General features: G+C 71.3%; 12 protein-coding genes. 8 read left to right on the top strand and 4 right to left on the bottom strand.

The features are described 5' to 3' along the window. Nucleotides 1-52: 52 nt before the first annotated feature. The 3 genes from LV79_RS04970 to LV79_RS04960 all read right to left on the bottom strand — a co-directional run bounded on the left by LV79_RS04970 (nt 53) and on the right by LV79_RS04960 (nt 6,567). Entirely contained in the window at nt 53-3,079 is a 3,027-nt protein-coding gene (locus tag LV79_RS04970; protein WP_253832496.1) for a beta strand repeat-containing protein, read from the bottom strand. 192 nt (nt 3,080-3,271) lie between these two features. Next, nucleotides 3,272-4,111: a hypothetical protein gene (locus tag LV79_RS04965; protein WP_253832495.1), complete on the bottom strand. Its 840-nt coding sequence runs from the start codon at nt 4,109-4,111 to the stop codon at nt 3,272-3,274. A 206-nt stretch (nt 4,112-4,317) separates the two neighbouring features. Next, the gene (locus LV79_RS04960) at nt 4,318-6,567 is read right to left on the bottom strand and encodes a translocation/assembly module TamB domain-containing protein (protein ID WP_253832493.1); all 2,250 of its coding nucleotides are present in this window, start codon (nt 6,565-6,567) and stop codon (nt 4,318-4,320) included. A 55-nt stretch (nt 6,568-6,622) separates the two neighbouring features. Between LV79_RS04960 and LV79_RS04955 the strand changes: the two genes are divergently transcribed. From LV79_RS04955 to LV79_RS04920, 8 genes are all read left to right on the top strand, one after another. Then, nucleotides 6,623-7,831 carry an AI-2E family transporter gene (locus LV79_RS04955; protein WP_253832491.1) on the top strand — a complete coding sequence of 403 codons (1,209 nt, stop codon included), beginning with the start codon at nt 6,623-6,625 and terminating at the stop codon, nt 7,829-7,831. Continuing rightward, nucleotides 7,828-8,976, top strand: a complete 1,149-nt coding sequence (macS, locus tag LV79_RS04950) for a MacS family sensor histidine kinase (protein WP_253832489.1) — start codon at nt 7,828-7,830, stop codon at nt 8,974-8,976. Before LV79_RS04955 ends, macS begins: the two co-directional genes overlap by 4 nt. 16 nt (nt 8,977-8,992) lie before the next feature. Further along, nucleotides 8,993-9,631, top strand: coding sequence for a response regulator (locus LV79_RS04945; RefSeq protein WP_253835795.1), 639 nt, complete (start codon nt 8,993-8,995; stop codon nt 9,629-9,631). Nucleotides 9,632-9,640: 9 nt separating this feature from the next. Beyond that, nucleotides 9,641-10,270, top strand: coding sequence for a DUF1707 SHOCT-like domain-containing protein (locus LV79_RS04940; RefSeq protein ID WP_253832487.1), 630 nt, complete (start codon nt 9,641-9,643; stop codon nt 10,268-10,270). A 123-nt stretch (nt 10,271-10,393) separates the two neighbouring features. Continuing rightward, nucleotides 10,394-11,422 (top strand): L-threonine 3-dehydrogenase, encoded by a 1,029-nt coding sequence (tdh, locus tag LV79_RS04935; RefSeq protein WP_253832485.1) that lies wholly within the window; start codon nt 10,394-10,396, stop codon nt 11,420-11,422. Next, the gene (locus LV79_RS04930) at nt 11,422-12,603 is read left to right on the top strand and encodes a glycine C-acetyltransferase (protein ID WP_253832483.1); all 1,182 of its coding nucleotides are present in this window, start codon (nt 11,422-11,424) and stop codon (nt 12,601-12,603) included. The genes tdh and LV79_RS04930 overlap by 1 nt, the downstream gene beginning before the upstream one ends. A 40-nt stretch (nt 12,604-12,643) precedes the next feature. Continuing rightward, nucleotides 12,644-13,525 carry a LysR family transcriptional regulator gene (locus tag LV79_RS04925; protein WP_253832481.1) on the top strand — a complete coding sequence of 294 codons (882 nt, stop codon included), beginning with the start codon at nt 12,644-12,646 and terminating at the stop codon, nt 13,523-13,525. A 218-nt stretch (nt 13,526-13,743) separates the two neighbouring features. Beyond that, nucleotides 13,744-14,604, top strand: coding sequence for a ribokinase (locus LV79_RS04920; RefSeq protein ID WP_253832479.1), 861 nt, complete (start codon nt 13,744-13,746; stop codon nt 14,602-14,604). Here the strand turns inward: LV79_RS04920 and LV79_RS04915 are convergent. Then, nucleotides 14,556-15,101, bottom strand: coding sequence for a TetR/AcrR family transcriptional regulator (locus LV79_RS04915; protein WP_253832477.1), 546 nt, complete (start codon nt 15,099-15,101; stop codon nt 14,556-14,558). The two genes, LV79_RS04920 and LV79_RS04915, sit on opposite strands and share 49 nt — an antisense overlap. Nucleotides 15,102-15,148 lie beyond the last annotated feature (47 nt).

Here is a 15,148-nt window from a genome sequence, read left to right as displayed (position 1 = left end):
AAAAGAACGGACCCGGGAGCGGGGGCTCCCGGGTCCGTCCTGTGTGGAGCTATCAGCCGAACAGGTTCGACAGGCGGGACTGGGTGTCGGTCAGCGACGACACCGGCAGGGCGGAGGTGGCGTCCAGGCCGGACAGGGCCGGGGTCTGGACCGGGAGCTGCTGCAGCGACGGGGCCTGGAACAGGCTGCCGGAGAAGGCGCCGGTCAGGTTGTCGGTGGGCAGGTTGCTCAGGCCCGGGACGTCGGCGCGCGAGCGACCGGCGGACGGGGTGACGTGCAGCGGCAGCGAGGTGGGCAGGTTGCCCGCGCTCGGGAGGCCGCCGCCGACCAGGTTGCCCGCGATGTCGGTGGGCAGGCCACCGGTCAGGCCGCTGGTCGGGAGGCCGCCACCGGTGAGGTTGCTGGTGGGCAGGCCGCCGGTGAGGTTGCCCGCGCCGCCGGTGAGGGAACCGGTGGACAGGCCGCCGCCGAGCAGGTCGCCGAGCGGGTTGCTGGCGTACGAGCGCTGGGTGGGCAGGCCACCGAACACGCCGCCGAAGGGCAGCTCGGTCACGCCGAGGCCGCCGACGGTGGGCAGGCGCAGGGGCGCCTCGTCCTCGACCGCGTGCTCGCCGACGACCGCGTCGTTGGTGTGGCTGGCGGAGGTGAGCGCGTCAGCGGCCACCTCGACCGGCACGTCGTAGACCGGCGCGTTGCCGCGGACCGGGGAGGTGACGTGGATGCCGTTCAGGCTGCCGCCGCGACCGCTGGTCTCGGAGGTGCCACCGATCTGGCCGGAGGTGGCGTTGTCCGAGATGCCGAACGCGTCGCTGCCGACCGCGGAGACGGCGTCGCCGTGCGGCTGCACGAACGCACCGGCCGGGGTGTCGACCAGGGTGCCGGAGAGGAACCCGTGGTCGCCGTCGGTGGTCAGGTCGCCGCCGGAGTTGGTGGCGCTGATCGAGGACGAGGTGGCCTTGTTGTCGCCACCGACACCGGCGACCGCGGCACCGAAGGCCTGCACGAGCGGGCCAGCCTGGGCACCGATGAGGTTGCCGGAGAGGTTGCCGTCGCGGCCGCTGGTGGTGGCCGACGACCCCGCCGTGGTGGTGACGTCGTTGGTGGCCTCGGCCTCGTTGTCACCGGCGACGGCGACCGAGTCGCCGAAGGCCTGGGTGGCACCGGCGATCGGGGCGGTGACGATGTTGCCGGACAGGTTGCCGTCCGAGCCGTCGGTGGTGGCGACGTCACCGGTGGAGGAGTTGGTGACGTTGCTGGCGGTCGCCTTGCCGTTGCCCAGCGCGCTGACACCGGCGCCGAAGGCCTGCAGCGGGTTGCTGACCGGGCTCTGCACGATGTTGCCCGAGCCGGTGCCGCCGATGCCGGTCGACTTCGACGGGCCGCCCGCGCTGATCTGGTTCTCCAGCGCGGTGTCCGAGGTGGTGTTGGCGACCGCGCCCGCGCTGTTGCCGAACACCTGGAGCGGGGTGGCGACCGGCGCGTTGAGCAGGTTGGCCGCGAGCACCGCGTCGTCGTCGGCGGTGTTGGCGTCGCCGCCCGCGCTGGAGAACTTGGTCTCCGTGGCGTAGATGTCCTGGTCGCCCAGGGCGCCGACACCGTTGGCGATCAGCTCGGCGGGGGCGGTCACCGGGATCTGGCCCGCGTTGCCGCCGCCGACGGAGTCGTCGCCCGCGGTGCCCGCGTCGCCACCCGCGCTGGTGGTGGTGATGTTCTCGCAGGCGATGTCGGAGTCGCCGACCACGACGCCGCCGTTGGCGCAGGAGTCGACCGGGGCCGACACCGGGCTGTTGATCAGCGAGCCGCCGAGGACGCTGTCGTTGCCGCGGGTGATCGCGGTGCCACCGGCACCGGTGTCGATCACGTTGTTCTGGTCGGTCGCCGCGTCGCCGATGACGCCACCGGCGTTGCCGATCGCGCTGACCGGGGCGGACACCGGCACGACGCCGATGGCGCCGCCGAGCACCGAGTCGGTGCCATCGGAGCGGTTGCCGCCGCCTGCGCTGGCGACCAGGTCGGAGCTGCAGACCGCGTCGGACTGGCCGACCGCGACCGCGGAGGTGCAGTCGGAGGTGACCGGAGCGGCCACGGCGGGCTGCAGGATGTTGCCGGACCCGGTGGAGTCGGCACCGTTGGTGTGCACGTAGACCGGGTTGCCGCCGAGGTCGGGGCTCTCCTGGCCTGCCTGCGCGTTGGTGGAGTTGATCGAGTCGGCGTTGGCCTGCCCGATCACGCCGAGCGCGGTGCCGGTGCCGCGCACCGGGGTGGCCAGCGGCACGAGCGCGCCGTTGCCGGAGAGGGTGGCGTCCTGGCCGTCGGTGTAGACGACGCCGCCGACGAGGCTGTCGGAGCTGGTGGTCGACTCGGTGTCGGCGTTGCCGCCCGCGGCGATCGCGTTGCCGTTGAGCTGCACCGGGGTGGTGGCCTGGCTGCCGATGACGTTGCCGGAGATGGCGCCGTCGGAGCCGTCGGTCTCGATGTCGCCGTCCACCGTGGAGCTCTGGGTGGCGGTGTTCTCCGACTCGGCGTCACCGGCGAGGCTGATCGCGTTGCCGGTCACCTGCACCGGGGCGGCGTAGTCGAGGTTGACGACGTTGCCCGCGATGGCGCGGTCCTCGCCGGTCGTGGTGACCGGGCGGGAGATCGAGGTGTTCTGGGTCGAGTCGTTGCTGACCGACGAGTCGCCGCCGAGGGCGATGGCGTTGCCGGACACGTCGACCGGGACGGCCACGCCGCCGACGATCTTGTTGCCGCGCAGCGGGGCGCCCTGGCCGGTGGCCAGCCGCTCGGTCGCGGACTCGGCGAGCGGGGTGACCAGCGAGCCACCGGGCACCGCGGCGAGGACCTCGCGCGGGCTGGTGGAGATGGTGCGGTTGACCTCCGGCAGGTGCTTGTCGCCGAGGACCGTGCCGATGGAGTTGTTGTGCACGCGGCCGTCGACAACGATCTTCGCGTCCAACGCCCCCTGCGGGGTGGTGTCGGGGTTGATGTTGTCGTCCGCGGAGGCGATGCCGGTGCCCAGCATCAGCAAGCCACCGGTGACCAGCGCGGTCTGGAATCCGCGCTTAGCCCAGGTCTGCATCTGGTGTTTCTCCTTCATGTGATGTGAGCAGGCACGGGTGACCGCGACGCGATACGCGTCGGAGGCGGGGTCACCCGCCATTTCAAGGGGGTATGTCGCGGGTCGTGGGACCCGGTGGTGAAGACGCGGCCTGGCACGGCGGACGTGGGCGCGTGACCGTGGGGAGCGGGGGCTCCCCGGCCGCGCCGTGGATCAGTCGGGCGTGACGCCAGGCTGCGCGTCGACGGTGGTGGCGGCCGCGACCGGAGCGGTGCGCGGCGCGCTCGCCGAGGTGTCGGCGGAGTCGGCCGGGGTGCTGACGACCAAGCCGTGCCCGAGCCCGTCCGCCGCGCCTGCGCCGGGGTTACCCGGGTTGGTCGGAGCGGGCATGCTCAGCGGCGCCAACGGGGTTGGGCCGGTGGGCAGGGCGGGGGCGTGCTGGTCGACCCGCTCGTCGGCGGTCTCGGGGGAGCCGCGCTGGGACAGGCCGGAGCCGGCGGCGCGCTGTGCGCCCGGGTCGTGCCGGGTGGCGAGCGCGCCGGGCGGTGCCTCGGCGGTCGCGGCCGGGGTGGCCTGTGTGACGACGGGGTATCCGAGGACCGGGGTGACCCCGGTCGGCTCGGGTGCGGGGGTCACCTCGGCGCCTGTGGTCGTGCCGCGCGTGGGCAGCTCGATCCTGGCGGTGCCGAGGTGCGTGGTGGGCAACTGCTTGGCCAGGTCGCGGCCGAACTCCTCGACCGCGTGGGTCGCGCCGGTGCTGACCTGGGTGACCCGACTGGCGTCGACCGGATCGCCGACGAGTGCGCCGACCTGGTCGGTGAGACCGAGCAGGTCCGCCTTGGCTGGGGTGTCGAGCGCGGGGACGACGTCGACCACCGACCGCAGGTCGTGCTGCAGGTCGGTCGCCACGTCGGCCCCGGCGGTCGCGGTGGAGATGGCCCAGGCCGCGGCGGTCGTGGCAAGGGTGCCCCCGAGGACGAACAGCGTGCGGGAGACGGCGCGCCGCACGGCGGTCGTCGTCCTCACCTGCTGGTCCTGGCGGTGGTCACTCATGCCTGCCGGGGTCGCCTTCCGATCCGGGGGAGCAACGGCTGGGGCGCCGTGCACCGGGAACACTGGCAGGGACACGCATCGTTATGCACGCGTGACTCAGCATGCCCACCGGATCGTGTGACGAACACAGAGTGTTTCCACAGATCACGTTCAGCTACTACGGCAGGTGGTCGCGGGAATCCGCCGGGTCTGTCCACAGGTGTGGATCAGCCGCGCTTGAGCACCCGGGTCGCGCCGGTGGCCGCCGTGGTGGCCAGGATCCAGCCGACGGCGATCAACACCCCCGAGATCCACTGGGACGCGCCGACCATCCGCCACTTGTTGTCCTGGCCCAGGTCGATGATCGGGAGCAGCAGGTCGGTGGCCAGCAGCGGCGGGTTCCACACGGGGTTGACGTCGTTGTCGAGCTTCTCCATGAGGTGGTCGCTGAACCACAGCATCCCCAGGAGCCAGAACAGCGCGAGCCACACCATGGCCAGCCAGGGCCGGTAGCCGTATCCGACGGTGATGTCCTGCAGCCGCCCCCAGAGCCGACCGGCCAGGTGCAGCTCGGCGTACCGGCGGCGCTGCCGTTCGAGGTGGACCTGCTGCGCCAGTTCTTCCTCGCCGCCCTCGGAGTAGACGGCCGCCAGGCGCTCGTACGGACCGGGGGCGAAGTCAGGCTGGACCTTGCGCAGCCACAGCAGGCGGGTCTTGACCGGAACGTCGGGGACGGCGGTAAGAGCAGTGAAGGTGAAGTCCTCTATCTCTACGCCGCCGGTAGCCGCCCACAGCCCGGGTCCATCGATGACGGACACGACCGTCGCGCGCGTAAGGATCACCGTGCCCTGCGGCGGGCGCCGTTCCGGGAAGACGAGCACCAGCTCTTGCGCTGACAGGCCGTAGGCCGAGAGCGCCTTGTCAGTAAGAAGGTGGCGCGGTCTCGTGCGACCTCCGAGCCGCGCGCCCGCGAAGGTGACCATCTTGCCCACCTCGACAAGGCGTATCCGCACACCGCCGATCGCGCGGAAGCCGTAACTACAGAGAAGGTCTTTGCCGACGGTGGCGACGCGCGCGTCCAGCGACGGCTTAAGAGTCCCGTCCGGACGTAAGCGGGGTTTGGTGAGATGCGCGCCGGAGCAGTCCAGGCTCGAACCGATGTGCGCGTTCTGCAGACGGATGGATCCACTCGCGCGGACCTTCCGTAAGAACAAGGTGCCGCCGACGCGCAGTCGGTCCGCGAAGAGGACGTCGATGGCTGGGCCGCGTAATCGAGCGCGGGACAGGCTGGCGCTGCCGTGCACGTGAGCGTCGACCAGTCGCACTTGGCCGTAGGCGCGCAGCGCGGTCCCCGGGTTGCCGTCGGAGTCGACCTTGCCACCGACCGAGCCGCGGGCCTCGACGTCGCCGCGCACCTCGATACCGTCGGCGACGAGCGCGATCGGCACCCGCGTCACCGCCCGCCCTTCGGCGAAGGCCTTCGCCAGCTCCGCCACCGCGGGCCGGTGTCCGATGGTGGCGCCAGAGAGTAAGAGGTGTCCGCCAATCTGGGCGCTGCGTAGTCCTACCGTCCCGCTGGCGGTGAAGCCCTCATCGAGCTTGACGTCGCCGTCGACCCGCAGTCGGTCGGCGTCTAAGACGTAGTGGTCGTCGACAGTGCCTCTAGGCAGTACTCGGACATGACCGTCGTCCCCGCGCGCGTCGTGCAACTGCGCACCAGAGAACACAGCATCCCCGCCGATTCGCGCGCCGGACAGGATTGTCGTGCCCGCCGCGTCGAACCCGCTGCCGCCCGCGTCGCAGAACAGGTCGCCCGCGACGGTGAGCCCGGTCGCCTCCAGCGCCGTGCCCGACGGATGGGACAACGTTGCTCCGGTCAGGCGAACGCTGCCGCCGATGTTGGCCCCGCGCAGCCGCAATTCCCCGAAAACCTGCAACGCGACCGCGTGGATGGACCCGGAGATGCGCAGCCGGGCACCCAGGAAGGCGGCGGCACCGGGGTTGCGCAGCACCGCGCCCGCCAACCGCAGCGTCCCCTCGACCGTCGCGTCGGTCAGGTCGAGCACCCCGGCGCAGGTGTAACCGGACTCCAGCAGCAGATCGCTGCCGACCCGCAGGTTGCGCGCGGAGAGCCCGGGCATCCGGCAACCGCGCAGGCTCAGCGCGACCAGCCGGGCCATCCGCAGCACCGGGGCGTGCTCGAACTCGCACCGCTGCAGGGTGATGACCGCCCCGACCTCGCGGCCCTCGATGTCCCACCGCCCGGTGACGTGCGCGCCGTCGAGCCGCAGCGCGGGCATCGCGCCGACCCCGAGCGGGTAGGCGCCGACGAGCAGCGCCGCGAGCACCTCACCGCGCACCGCCCGGTCCGCGCGACCCGACAGGTCGAGCCGGGTGCCGGAGTCGAACGCCGTCCTGACCGCCTCTTCGGTGTCGGTGAGCTCCTCGAGCGGCACGTACGCGGTCACGGACCCCATCACATCAGACAAGTTGTTCCCCGAGGACCCCTCCCACCGATTACCGTGATCGGCGATGACCAGAAACCGCGTCGCCGGTCTGAAGCACCGGACCACGCTCCCCAGCACCGACGTCACCCCGCTCGTGCCCAAGGGCCTCCGGGTCAGCGCCGCGCTGTCCTGGCGGTTCCTGGTGATCATCGGCGCGCTGTACGTCATCATCTGGCTGCTCGGCTACTTCGCCCACGTGGTGATCCCGGTCGCGATCGCCCTGCTGCTGGCGGCGCTGATGGCACCCGGCGTCGGCAAGCTGGTCGAGTGGCGGGTGCCGAGGTCGCTGGCGACGGCGATCGTGCTCGTCGGCGGCCTCGCCGTGGTCGGCGGCGTGCTCACCTTCGTCATCACCGAGTTCACCAACGGCCTGCCGCAGCTGCAGAGCCAGGTCAACGACTCGCTCGACACGATCCAGAACTGGTTGTCCACCGGCCCGCTGCACCTGCGCCAGGACCAGATCAAGTCCTTCCTGCAGAACGCCATCGACACCATCAAGGCCAACCAGTCGGCGATCACCTCCGGCGCGATCACCACCGCGGCCACCATCGGCGAGGTGCTGACCGGGCTGCTGCTGACCCTGTTCATCCTCATCTTCTTCCTGTTCGACGGCGCCGGGATCTGGCGGTTCGTGGTGCGCGGGGTGCCCGGCATCGTGCGCGACCGGGTCGACGTCGCGGGCAAGCGCGGCTTCTCGTCGCTGGTCAGCTACGTGCGGGCGACGGCGGCGGTCGCGGTGTTCGACGCGGTCGGCATCGGCATCGGCCTGTGGATCGTCGGCGTGCCGCTGTTCGTGCCGCTGGCCGCGCTGGTGTTCCTCACCGCGTTCATCCCGATCATCGGGGCGCTGATCGCGGGCACCGTCGCGGTGCTGATCGCGCTGGTCGCCAACGGGTTCATCTCGTCGCTGATCGTGCTGGCGATCGTCATCGGGATCATGCAGATCGAGAGCCACGTGCTGCAGCCGTGGCTGCTCGGCCGCGCGGTGAAGCTGCACCCGCTCGCGGTCGTGCTCGCCATCGGTGTCGGCCTCATCGCCGCGGGCATCGCGGGCGCCCTGCTGTCGGTGCCGCTGCTGGCGGTGCTCAACGCGGGCGTCCGCTCCCTGGTCAACGAGGGCGAGACCGATCCGGACGACGTCGACGTCCTCGACGACGCCGCGTCGCAACCGAACGTGGTCGAGGACGACGAGGAGTCCGAGGCGGACGCGGACGAGGACGCCGCGAGACCGTGAGCTCGCCCCGGGCGGTGCGCAAGGACGCGCTGAAGCCACTGTGGCGCGCGGCCGTGCTGCTGCGGGCGATCACCTGGCTGTTCGCCGCCGGGGTGGTGCTCGCCCACGACGGCGAGTACGCGAACACGGTGCTGGCCTGGGGGACGATCGGCGCGATGGCGCTGTGGACGGTGGCCACCTCGGTCTACTACCTGCGGCGCAGCAAGGTCGCGCTCTGGTTCACGCTGGTCGACCTGGGTGTCTGCTGCGCGCTGATGTGCATGTCGCGGCTGGTGCTCACGCACGACCAGCTGACCGTCCAAGTCGTGCCGCTGGTGCCGACGGTGTGGGTGACGGCCGTGGTCGCGGTGGGCGCGGTCCGGTCGGGGATGGTCGGTGGCACTGCCTTCGGCGCGGTCGTCTCGGCCTTCAACTACGGCGTGCGCGGCTACTTCGACACCGACCTGACCAGGGACTTCGTCCTGCTGGTCGGCGTCGGCTTCGTGGTCGGGCTGGCGTCGACGACGTCCAAGCAGTCCGCCGAGCGGCTGGCGATGGCGATGCGCGCCGAGGCGGCGACGGCCGAGCGGGAGCGGTTGGCGCGGACCATCCACGACAGCGTCCTGCAGGTGCTGGCCAGGGTCCGCAAACGCGGCCGCGAGCTGGGTGGTGAGGCCGCCGAGCTGGCCGAGTTGGCAGGCACGCAAGAGGTCGCGCTCCGCGCTCTAGTCGCGGCGGCACCTCTGGAGTCCACAGCGAACGGGCAGGCTGACCTGCGGCCGCGGATCCAGGTACTGGCGACCAACCGCTACCAGGTAGCCGTACCTGCGACCCCAGTCCTGGTCCCCGAATGCGCCGCGGCGGAACTCGCCTACCTGGTGCGTGAGGCGCTAGAGAACGTGGACCGGCACGCGGGCGACGAGGCTAGAGCGTGGGTCTTGGTGGAGGACCTCGGTGACGAGGTAGTGGTGAGCGTGCGCGACGACGGGGTGGGAATCGCCGCAGGCAGGCTCGACGACGCCGAAGCTCAAGGCAGGCTTGGCGTGGCCCGTTCGATCCGGGGTCGGGTCGCGGAGCTGGGCGGTACCGCCACCTTGGAGACCAGCCCCGGGCAGGGCACCGAGTGGGAGGTCCGGATCCCGATGCGGGGGAGGAACTGTGGCTGAGCGCGCGATCTCGGTGATGGTCGTCGACGACCACCCGATCTGGCGGGACGGGGTGGCGCGCGACCTGTCCGAGCGCGGGTTCGAGGTGCGGGCGACGGCGGGGGACGCGCCGTCCGCGGTCCGCATCGCCCGGGTAGTGCGGCCGGACGTGGTGCTGATGGACCTCAACCTGGGCGCGGGCTCCGGTGTGGACGCCACCCGCGAGATCACCGCCGAGTTGGCCGAGACCAAGGTGTTAGTGCTGTCCGCCAGCGGTGAGCACAGCGACGTACTGGAAGCGGTGAAGGCCGGAGCGTCCGGTTACCTGGTCAAGTCCGCGTCGGCGGAAGAGTTAGTGGACGCAGTTGGCCGTACCGCCGTCGGTGACGCTGTCTTCACCGCTGGCCTCGCTGGGCTCGTGCTCGGGGAGTACCGCCGGATGGCAGCGGCCCCGCAGGAGACCTCCGCGCCGAGGCTGACCGACCGCGAGACCGACGTGCTGCGGCTCGTCGCCAAGGGCATGACCGCGCGGCAGATCGCCGACCGGCTCGTCCTCTCGCACCGCACCGTCGAGAACCACGTGCAGTCCACGCTGCGCAAACTCCAGCTGCACAACCGCGTCGAACTAGCCAGGTACGCGATCGAACACGGGCTCGACACCGATCCGGCGCAGTAGTCTTGGCTGGTGAGCACCGAATCCCTCCCCGCCCCGATCAACCCGCGGGACCTGCGGGTCTCCGACGCCGAACGCGAGCACGTCGTCGGCATCCTGCAGAAGGCCATCGGCCACGGGATGCTCACCCTCGACGAGTTCACCGCCCGCACCGACATCGCGCTGGCCGCCAAGACCAGGGCCGAGCTCAACACCGTGCTGGTCGACCTGCCCGGCGTGGTCAACCGGGAGCCGGGCAGCCCCACCGCCGTCCCGCCGCAGCAGTTCCGCGCCCGGATGTCGTCCATCAAGCGCGAGGGCTCCTGGCACGTGCCGCGCGAGATGGTCGTGCACAACTGGATGGGCTCCAGCGAGTTCGACTTCACCGAGGCGGTCATCGCCCACCCCGAGGTCAAGATCGTCCTGGACGTGACCGGCGGCTCGGTCGAGCTGCTGCTGCCCGCGAACTCCGGCTGCGTCGCCGACGACGTCGAGGTGGTCGCGGGCAAGGTGGAGAACAAGGTCGGCGCCTCGACCGGCGGGCCGGTGTTCGTGCTGACCGGGCGGCTCAAGGCCGGGTCGGTCAAGGTCAAGCGGCCCAGCTACACCCGCATCGGGTCGCTGACCATCCGCAAGCCGTGGAGGATCAGCTGGGACACCTGATGCCGCCAGGCGACTGTGCAGGTGCGCTGACGTAGCAGTGCGGAAAGTCCCGATGGACCGCACCGGCACGGCGGCGCGAGACTCCCGCGCGGGGGGTGTCCCACCCGCCGCAGGGAGGACGTTGTGAAGGCTCTGGTCAAACCAGCCCCGGGTCCCGGGCTGGAACTGCTCGACGTGCCCGACCCGACCCCGGGTCCCGGCGACGTCGTGCTGCGCGTGCTGCGCACCGGCATCTGCGGGACCGACCTGCACATCGACGCCTGGGACGACTGGGCGGCCAAGACCGTCAAGGCGCCGCTGGTGCTGGGGCACGAGTTCGTCGGCGAGGTCGTCGAGATCGGCGCCGCCGTCACCAAGGTCTCGGTCGGCGACCTGGTCAGCGGCGAGGGGCACCTGGTCTGCGGCCGCTGCCGCAACTGCCGGGCCGGTCGGCGCCACCTGTGCGCCAACACCGTCGGCCTCGGGGTGCACACGAACGGGGCGTTCGCCGAGTACGCGGTGCTGCCCGAGGGCAACGCCTGGGTGCACCGCCACCAGGTGGACCTGGACGTCGCGGCGATCTTCGACCCGTTCGGCAACGCGGTGCACACGGCGCTGCAGTTCCCGGTGCTCGGCGAGGACGTGCTGGTCACCGGCGCGGGCCCGATCGGGCTGATGGCCGTCGCGGTCGCCAAGCACGCGGGCGCGCGGCACGTGGTCGTCACCGACGTGAGCGAGCCGCGCCTGGAGCTGGCGCGCAAGATCGGCGCCACCGTCGCGCTCGACGTCAGCGCCAACCGGATCGCGGCGGTCTACGACGAGCTGGGCATGACCGAGGGCTTCGACGTGGGCATGGAGATGTCCGGCCAGCCCTCCGCGCTGCGCGAGATGATCACGAACATGACCCACGGCGGTCGGATCGCGATGCTCGGCCTGCCCGCCCGCGAGATCGCCGTGGACTTCAGCGCCGTGGTGCTCAAGATGATCACCATCAAGGGCGTGTACGGCCGGGAGATGTTCGAGACCTGGTACGCCATGTCGGTGCTGCTGCAGGCCGGGCTGGACCTCTCGCCGGTGATCACCCACCGGTTCCACCACACCGACCACGCCGAGGCGTTCGCCACCGCACGGGGCGGCGACTGCGGCAAGGTCATCCTCGACTGGGAGAGCTGATGTACGGCGCGATGCGCGAAGACCTGCGCGGGACCATCGACGAGATCCGCGCGGCCGGGCTCTACAAGGCCGAGCGGGTCATCACCTCGCCGCAGCAGGCCGCGGTCCGGGTCGGCGGGTCGGCGGAGGTGCTCAACTTCTGCGCGAACAACTACCTGGGCCTCGCCGACCACCCCGCGCTGGTCGCGGCGGCCAAGGCGGCGCTCGACGAGTGGGGCTTCGGGATGGCCTCGGTGCGGTTCATCTGCGGCACGCAGGCCCCGCACAAGGAGCTCGAGGCGCGCATCTCCCGGTTCCTCGGCACCGAGGACACCATCCTCTACAGCTCCTGCTTCGACGCCAACGGCGGCCTGTTCGAGACGCTGCTGACCGACCAGGACGTGGTGATCTCCGACGAGCTCAACCACGCGTCGATCATCGACGGCATCCGGCTGTGCAAGGCGGGCCGCAAGCGCTACCGCAACCGGGACATGGCCGACCTGGAGAAGCAGCTGGTCGAGTCCGCTGGCGCCCGCTACCGGCTGATCGCCACCGACGGCGTGTTCTCGATGGACGGCTACCTCGCGCCGCTCGACGAGATCTGCGCCCTGGCCGAGCGGCACAACGCCCTGGTCATGGTCGACGACTCGCACGCCGTCGGCTTCATGGGCGCCACCGGCCGCGGCACCCCCGAGCACTTCGGCGTCGGCGACCGGATCGACATCTACACCGGCACCCTGGGCAAGGCCCTGGGCGGCGCCAGCGGCGGGTACACCTCCGGCCGCGCGGAGATCGTCGAGCTGCTGCGCCAGCGCTCCCGCCCGTACCTGTTCTCCAACTCGCTGGCCCCGTCGATCACCGGCGCCGCGCTCGCCGCCCTCGACCTGCTCGACTCCTCGGCCGACCTGCTGGTCCGGCTGCGGGAGAACAGCGCGCTGTTCCGCACCAGGATGACCGAGGCCGGTTTCGACCTGCTGCCCGGCGAGCACGCCATCATCCCGGTCATGATCGGCGACGCCGCCGAGGCCGCCAGGATGGCCGACCTGCTGCTCGACCAGGGCATCTACGTCATCGGCTTCTCCTACCCGGTGGTGCCCCACGGCAAGGCCCGCATCCGCACCCAGATGTCGGCCGCGCACTCCCTGGAGGACGTCAACCGCGCGGTGGACGCCTTCATCACCGCGCGGGACAAGATGTCCTGACCGGTCTGATGTGGTCGGTCACCTGAGGCACTATGTGCAGGTGATCGACCCTCGACGGCTGCGGGTTCTGCGGGCTCTAGCCGACCACGGCACTGTGACGGCGGCCGCGCAGGCTTTGTACCTGAGCCCGTCGGCGGTGTCGCAGCAGTTGGCGTCGCTGGAGTCGGAGGTCGGCCAAGAGCTGCTGCGCCGCAAGGGGCGCCGGGTGTGGTTGACGTCGGCGGGGGAGCTGCTGGTCGAGCACGCCGACGCGGTGCTGGCGGAGCTGGACCGGGCAGAGGCGCGGCTGGCGGCGTTCGGCTCGGGCGAGCTGGGCCAGGTCACCGTCGCGGCCTTCGCGTCGGCGATCACCAACGTCGTGGCACCGGCCATCGCGGCGCTGCGGGACTCGGCCCCCGGCGTCACCGTCCTGGTGCGCGACGCGGAGGGCCAGGAGAGCCTGCCGATGCTGCTCGACGGCGAGATCGACATCGCCATCACCATGCACACCGGCCAGACCCCGACCGAGCACCGCATCGTCTGGGACGTCCTCTACACCGAGCCGTTCGACGCCGTCCTCCCACCGGGCCACCCCCTGGCCGACCGCGAGGACCTGGCCATCGCCGACCTCACCACCGACGACTGGGTGGTGCCGCTACCCGGCAACCCGTGCCGTGACGTCCTCTTGGCGGCCTGCGCCACCGCGGGCTTCACCCCTCGCGTGACCCACACATCCGACGACTTCACCGCCCAAGCCGCTCTAGTGGCCGCAGGCGTCGGCGTCGCGTTGATCCCCAGGACCGCCCTGCGCGCTATACCTTCCTGCCACGGCATCCCCGTTAGCCCTAACCCGCCGTACCGCCGCGTGGTCGCCGCGACCCGCCGCGGCCGGGAGACGCACCCGCTGCTGCAGACCGTGCGCAAGGCCCTCTCCGCGACCTGAAGCGGAGGTTTGGTCTGGAAGCGACACCGGCGTCGGTCGCTCGGGGGGCTACGCGACCGACGCCGGTGACACGCCCGGCTCGCGCCGGGGACCTACGCACCCCATGGGGTGCGTCACAACTGACGCACAGTGTGGCACTCCGGATCCCCTTGACTACTGGATCGTTCACACTTGCGCACGTTCGCTAATGGCAACGGCCGCTGACTAGGGTGTATGCCGTGAGCGGCACTCTTGTGGTAGTGGGTTCGGCCAACGCGGACCTGGTCGTCGAGGTCGCCCGGCGGCCCGCGGCGGGGGAGACGGTGCTCGGGGGTGACACCCGGGTCGCGCCCGGCGGGAAGGGCGCGAACACGGCCGTCGCGGCGGCGCGTAGCGGGGGATTGGTCCGGTTCATCGGGGCGGTCGGGCAGGACGCGCACGGGGACGTCGTGCTGGCGTCGCTGACCGAGGCGGGGGTCGACGTGTCGGGGGTGCGGCGGGTGGCGCGGCCGACCGGGGTCGCCTACATCGCGGTGACGCCGGACGGGGAGAACTCGATCATCGTGTCGCCGGGCGCGAACGGCGACCTGCTGCCTGCGGACGTCCGGTTGGACGGGGCGCGGGTAGTGGTCGCATCGCTGGAGGTGCCGGTTCCGGTGGTGGAGCACGCGGTGTTGGCTGCGGGGCAGGCAGGGATAAGAGCGGTGGTGAACCTGTCGCCGGTGGCAGTGCTGTCGCCGCAGGTGTTCGCCTTACTGGACCCGCTGGTGGTCAACGAGCACGAGGCCGCCGGGTTGGGGAACCTCTTGGCGCTAGGAGTCCGGTCTGCCGTTGTCACGCGCGGCGCCCTAGGTGCGGACGTGATCACCGCTGAAGGCACCACCACCGTGCCCGCACCGAAGGTGGACGTCGTTGACACAACCGGCGCGGGCGACGCGTTCACCGGTGCGCTGGCGGTAGGGCTAGCCAACGGCGAGAGCCTGGTCGACGCAGTGCGGGTCGCGGTGAAGGTCGCGTCGTTGTCGGTAACCCTGCCTGGAGCGCAGCCCTCTTATCCCACGCAAGCACGGACGAACAGGTCAGCGAGTTCGCGGCCGTAGTCCTCCGAGTCGGCGCCGTCGATCCCGCTCGCGATGGTCCGGGCCATGACCCTGACGTCGAACGGCGCGAACACGCCCTCCCGCTGGCCCTGGGTCAACTGCCGGGCAAGCCTGCCGACGCGGAAGTCCTCCAGCACGGGCGCCAGGTCGGGCAGGTTCTGGGCGATCTCCCGGATGGCCAAGACCTCGTCGGGGTGCGAGCGCAGCAGGCCGACCTGGGACTCGATGTAGCCGCGGAGCATCTCGACCCGGTCGGTGACACCGTCGAGCCGCGCGGTCATCCGCTCGTCGACGGCGCCGATCGCGGCGATCAGGACGGCCATCACCAGGTCGTTCTTGTCCCGGAAGTGGTACGAGATCAGCCGGGTGCTGCTGAGCCCGGCGTGCTCGACGATCCGGGCGTACGACGCCCTCGGGTAGCCGTCCCTGGCGATCACCTCGGTCGCCGCCCCGGTGATCTGCGCGCGGCGGGCGGCCTCGGTCACTGTTACCTGCATGAGTAAAGAATAACACGGCCGAGTAAATCGGGGTTCGGCGAAGATGG

It is taken from the genome of Actinokineospora globicatena (assembly GCF_024171945.1).
Lineage (GTDB): Bacteria > Actinomycetota > Actinomycetes > Mycobacteriales > Pseudonocardiaceae > Actinokineospora > Actinokineospora globicatena.
The sequence above is the reverse complement of the archived record's forward strand: the minus strand, read 5'-3'. Positions and strand labels throughout refer to the sequence as shown.

Bases quoted from the DNA above. Each gene is read 5' to 3' on its own strand.
- LV79_RS04965 (WP_253832495.1), bottom strand. From the start codon at position 4,111: ATGAGTGACCACCGCCAGGACCAGCAGGTGAGGACGACGACCGCCGTG.
- LV79_RS04960 (WP_253832493.1), bottom strand. From the start codon at position 6,567: ATGGGGTCCGTGACCGCGTACGTGCCGCTCGAGGAGCTCACCGACACC.
- LV79_RS04970 (WP_253832496.1), bottom strand. From the start codon at position 3,079: ATGCAGACCTGGGCTAAGCGCGGATTCCAGACCGCGCTGGTCACCGGT.
- LV79_RS04955 (WP_253832491.1), top strand. From the start codon at position 6,623: ATGACCAGAAACCGCGTCGCCGGTCTGAAGCACCGGACCACGCTCCCC.
- LV79_RS04945 (WP_253835795.1), top strand. From the start codon at position 8,993: ATGGTCGTCGACGACCACCCGATCTGGCGGGACGGGGTGGCGCGCGAC.
- LV79_RS04915 (WP_253832477.1), bottom strand. From the start codon at position 15,101: ATGCAGGTAACAGTGACCGAGGCCGCCCGCCGCGCGCAGATCACCGGG.
- LV79_RS04930 (WP_253832483.1), top strand. From the start codon at position 11,422: ATGTACGGCGCGATGCGCGAAGACCTGCGCGGGACCATCGACGAGATC.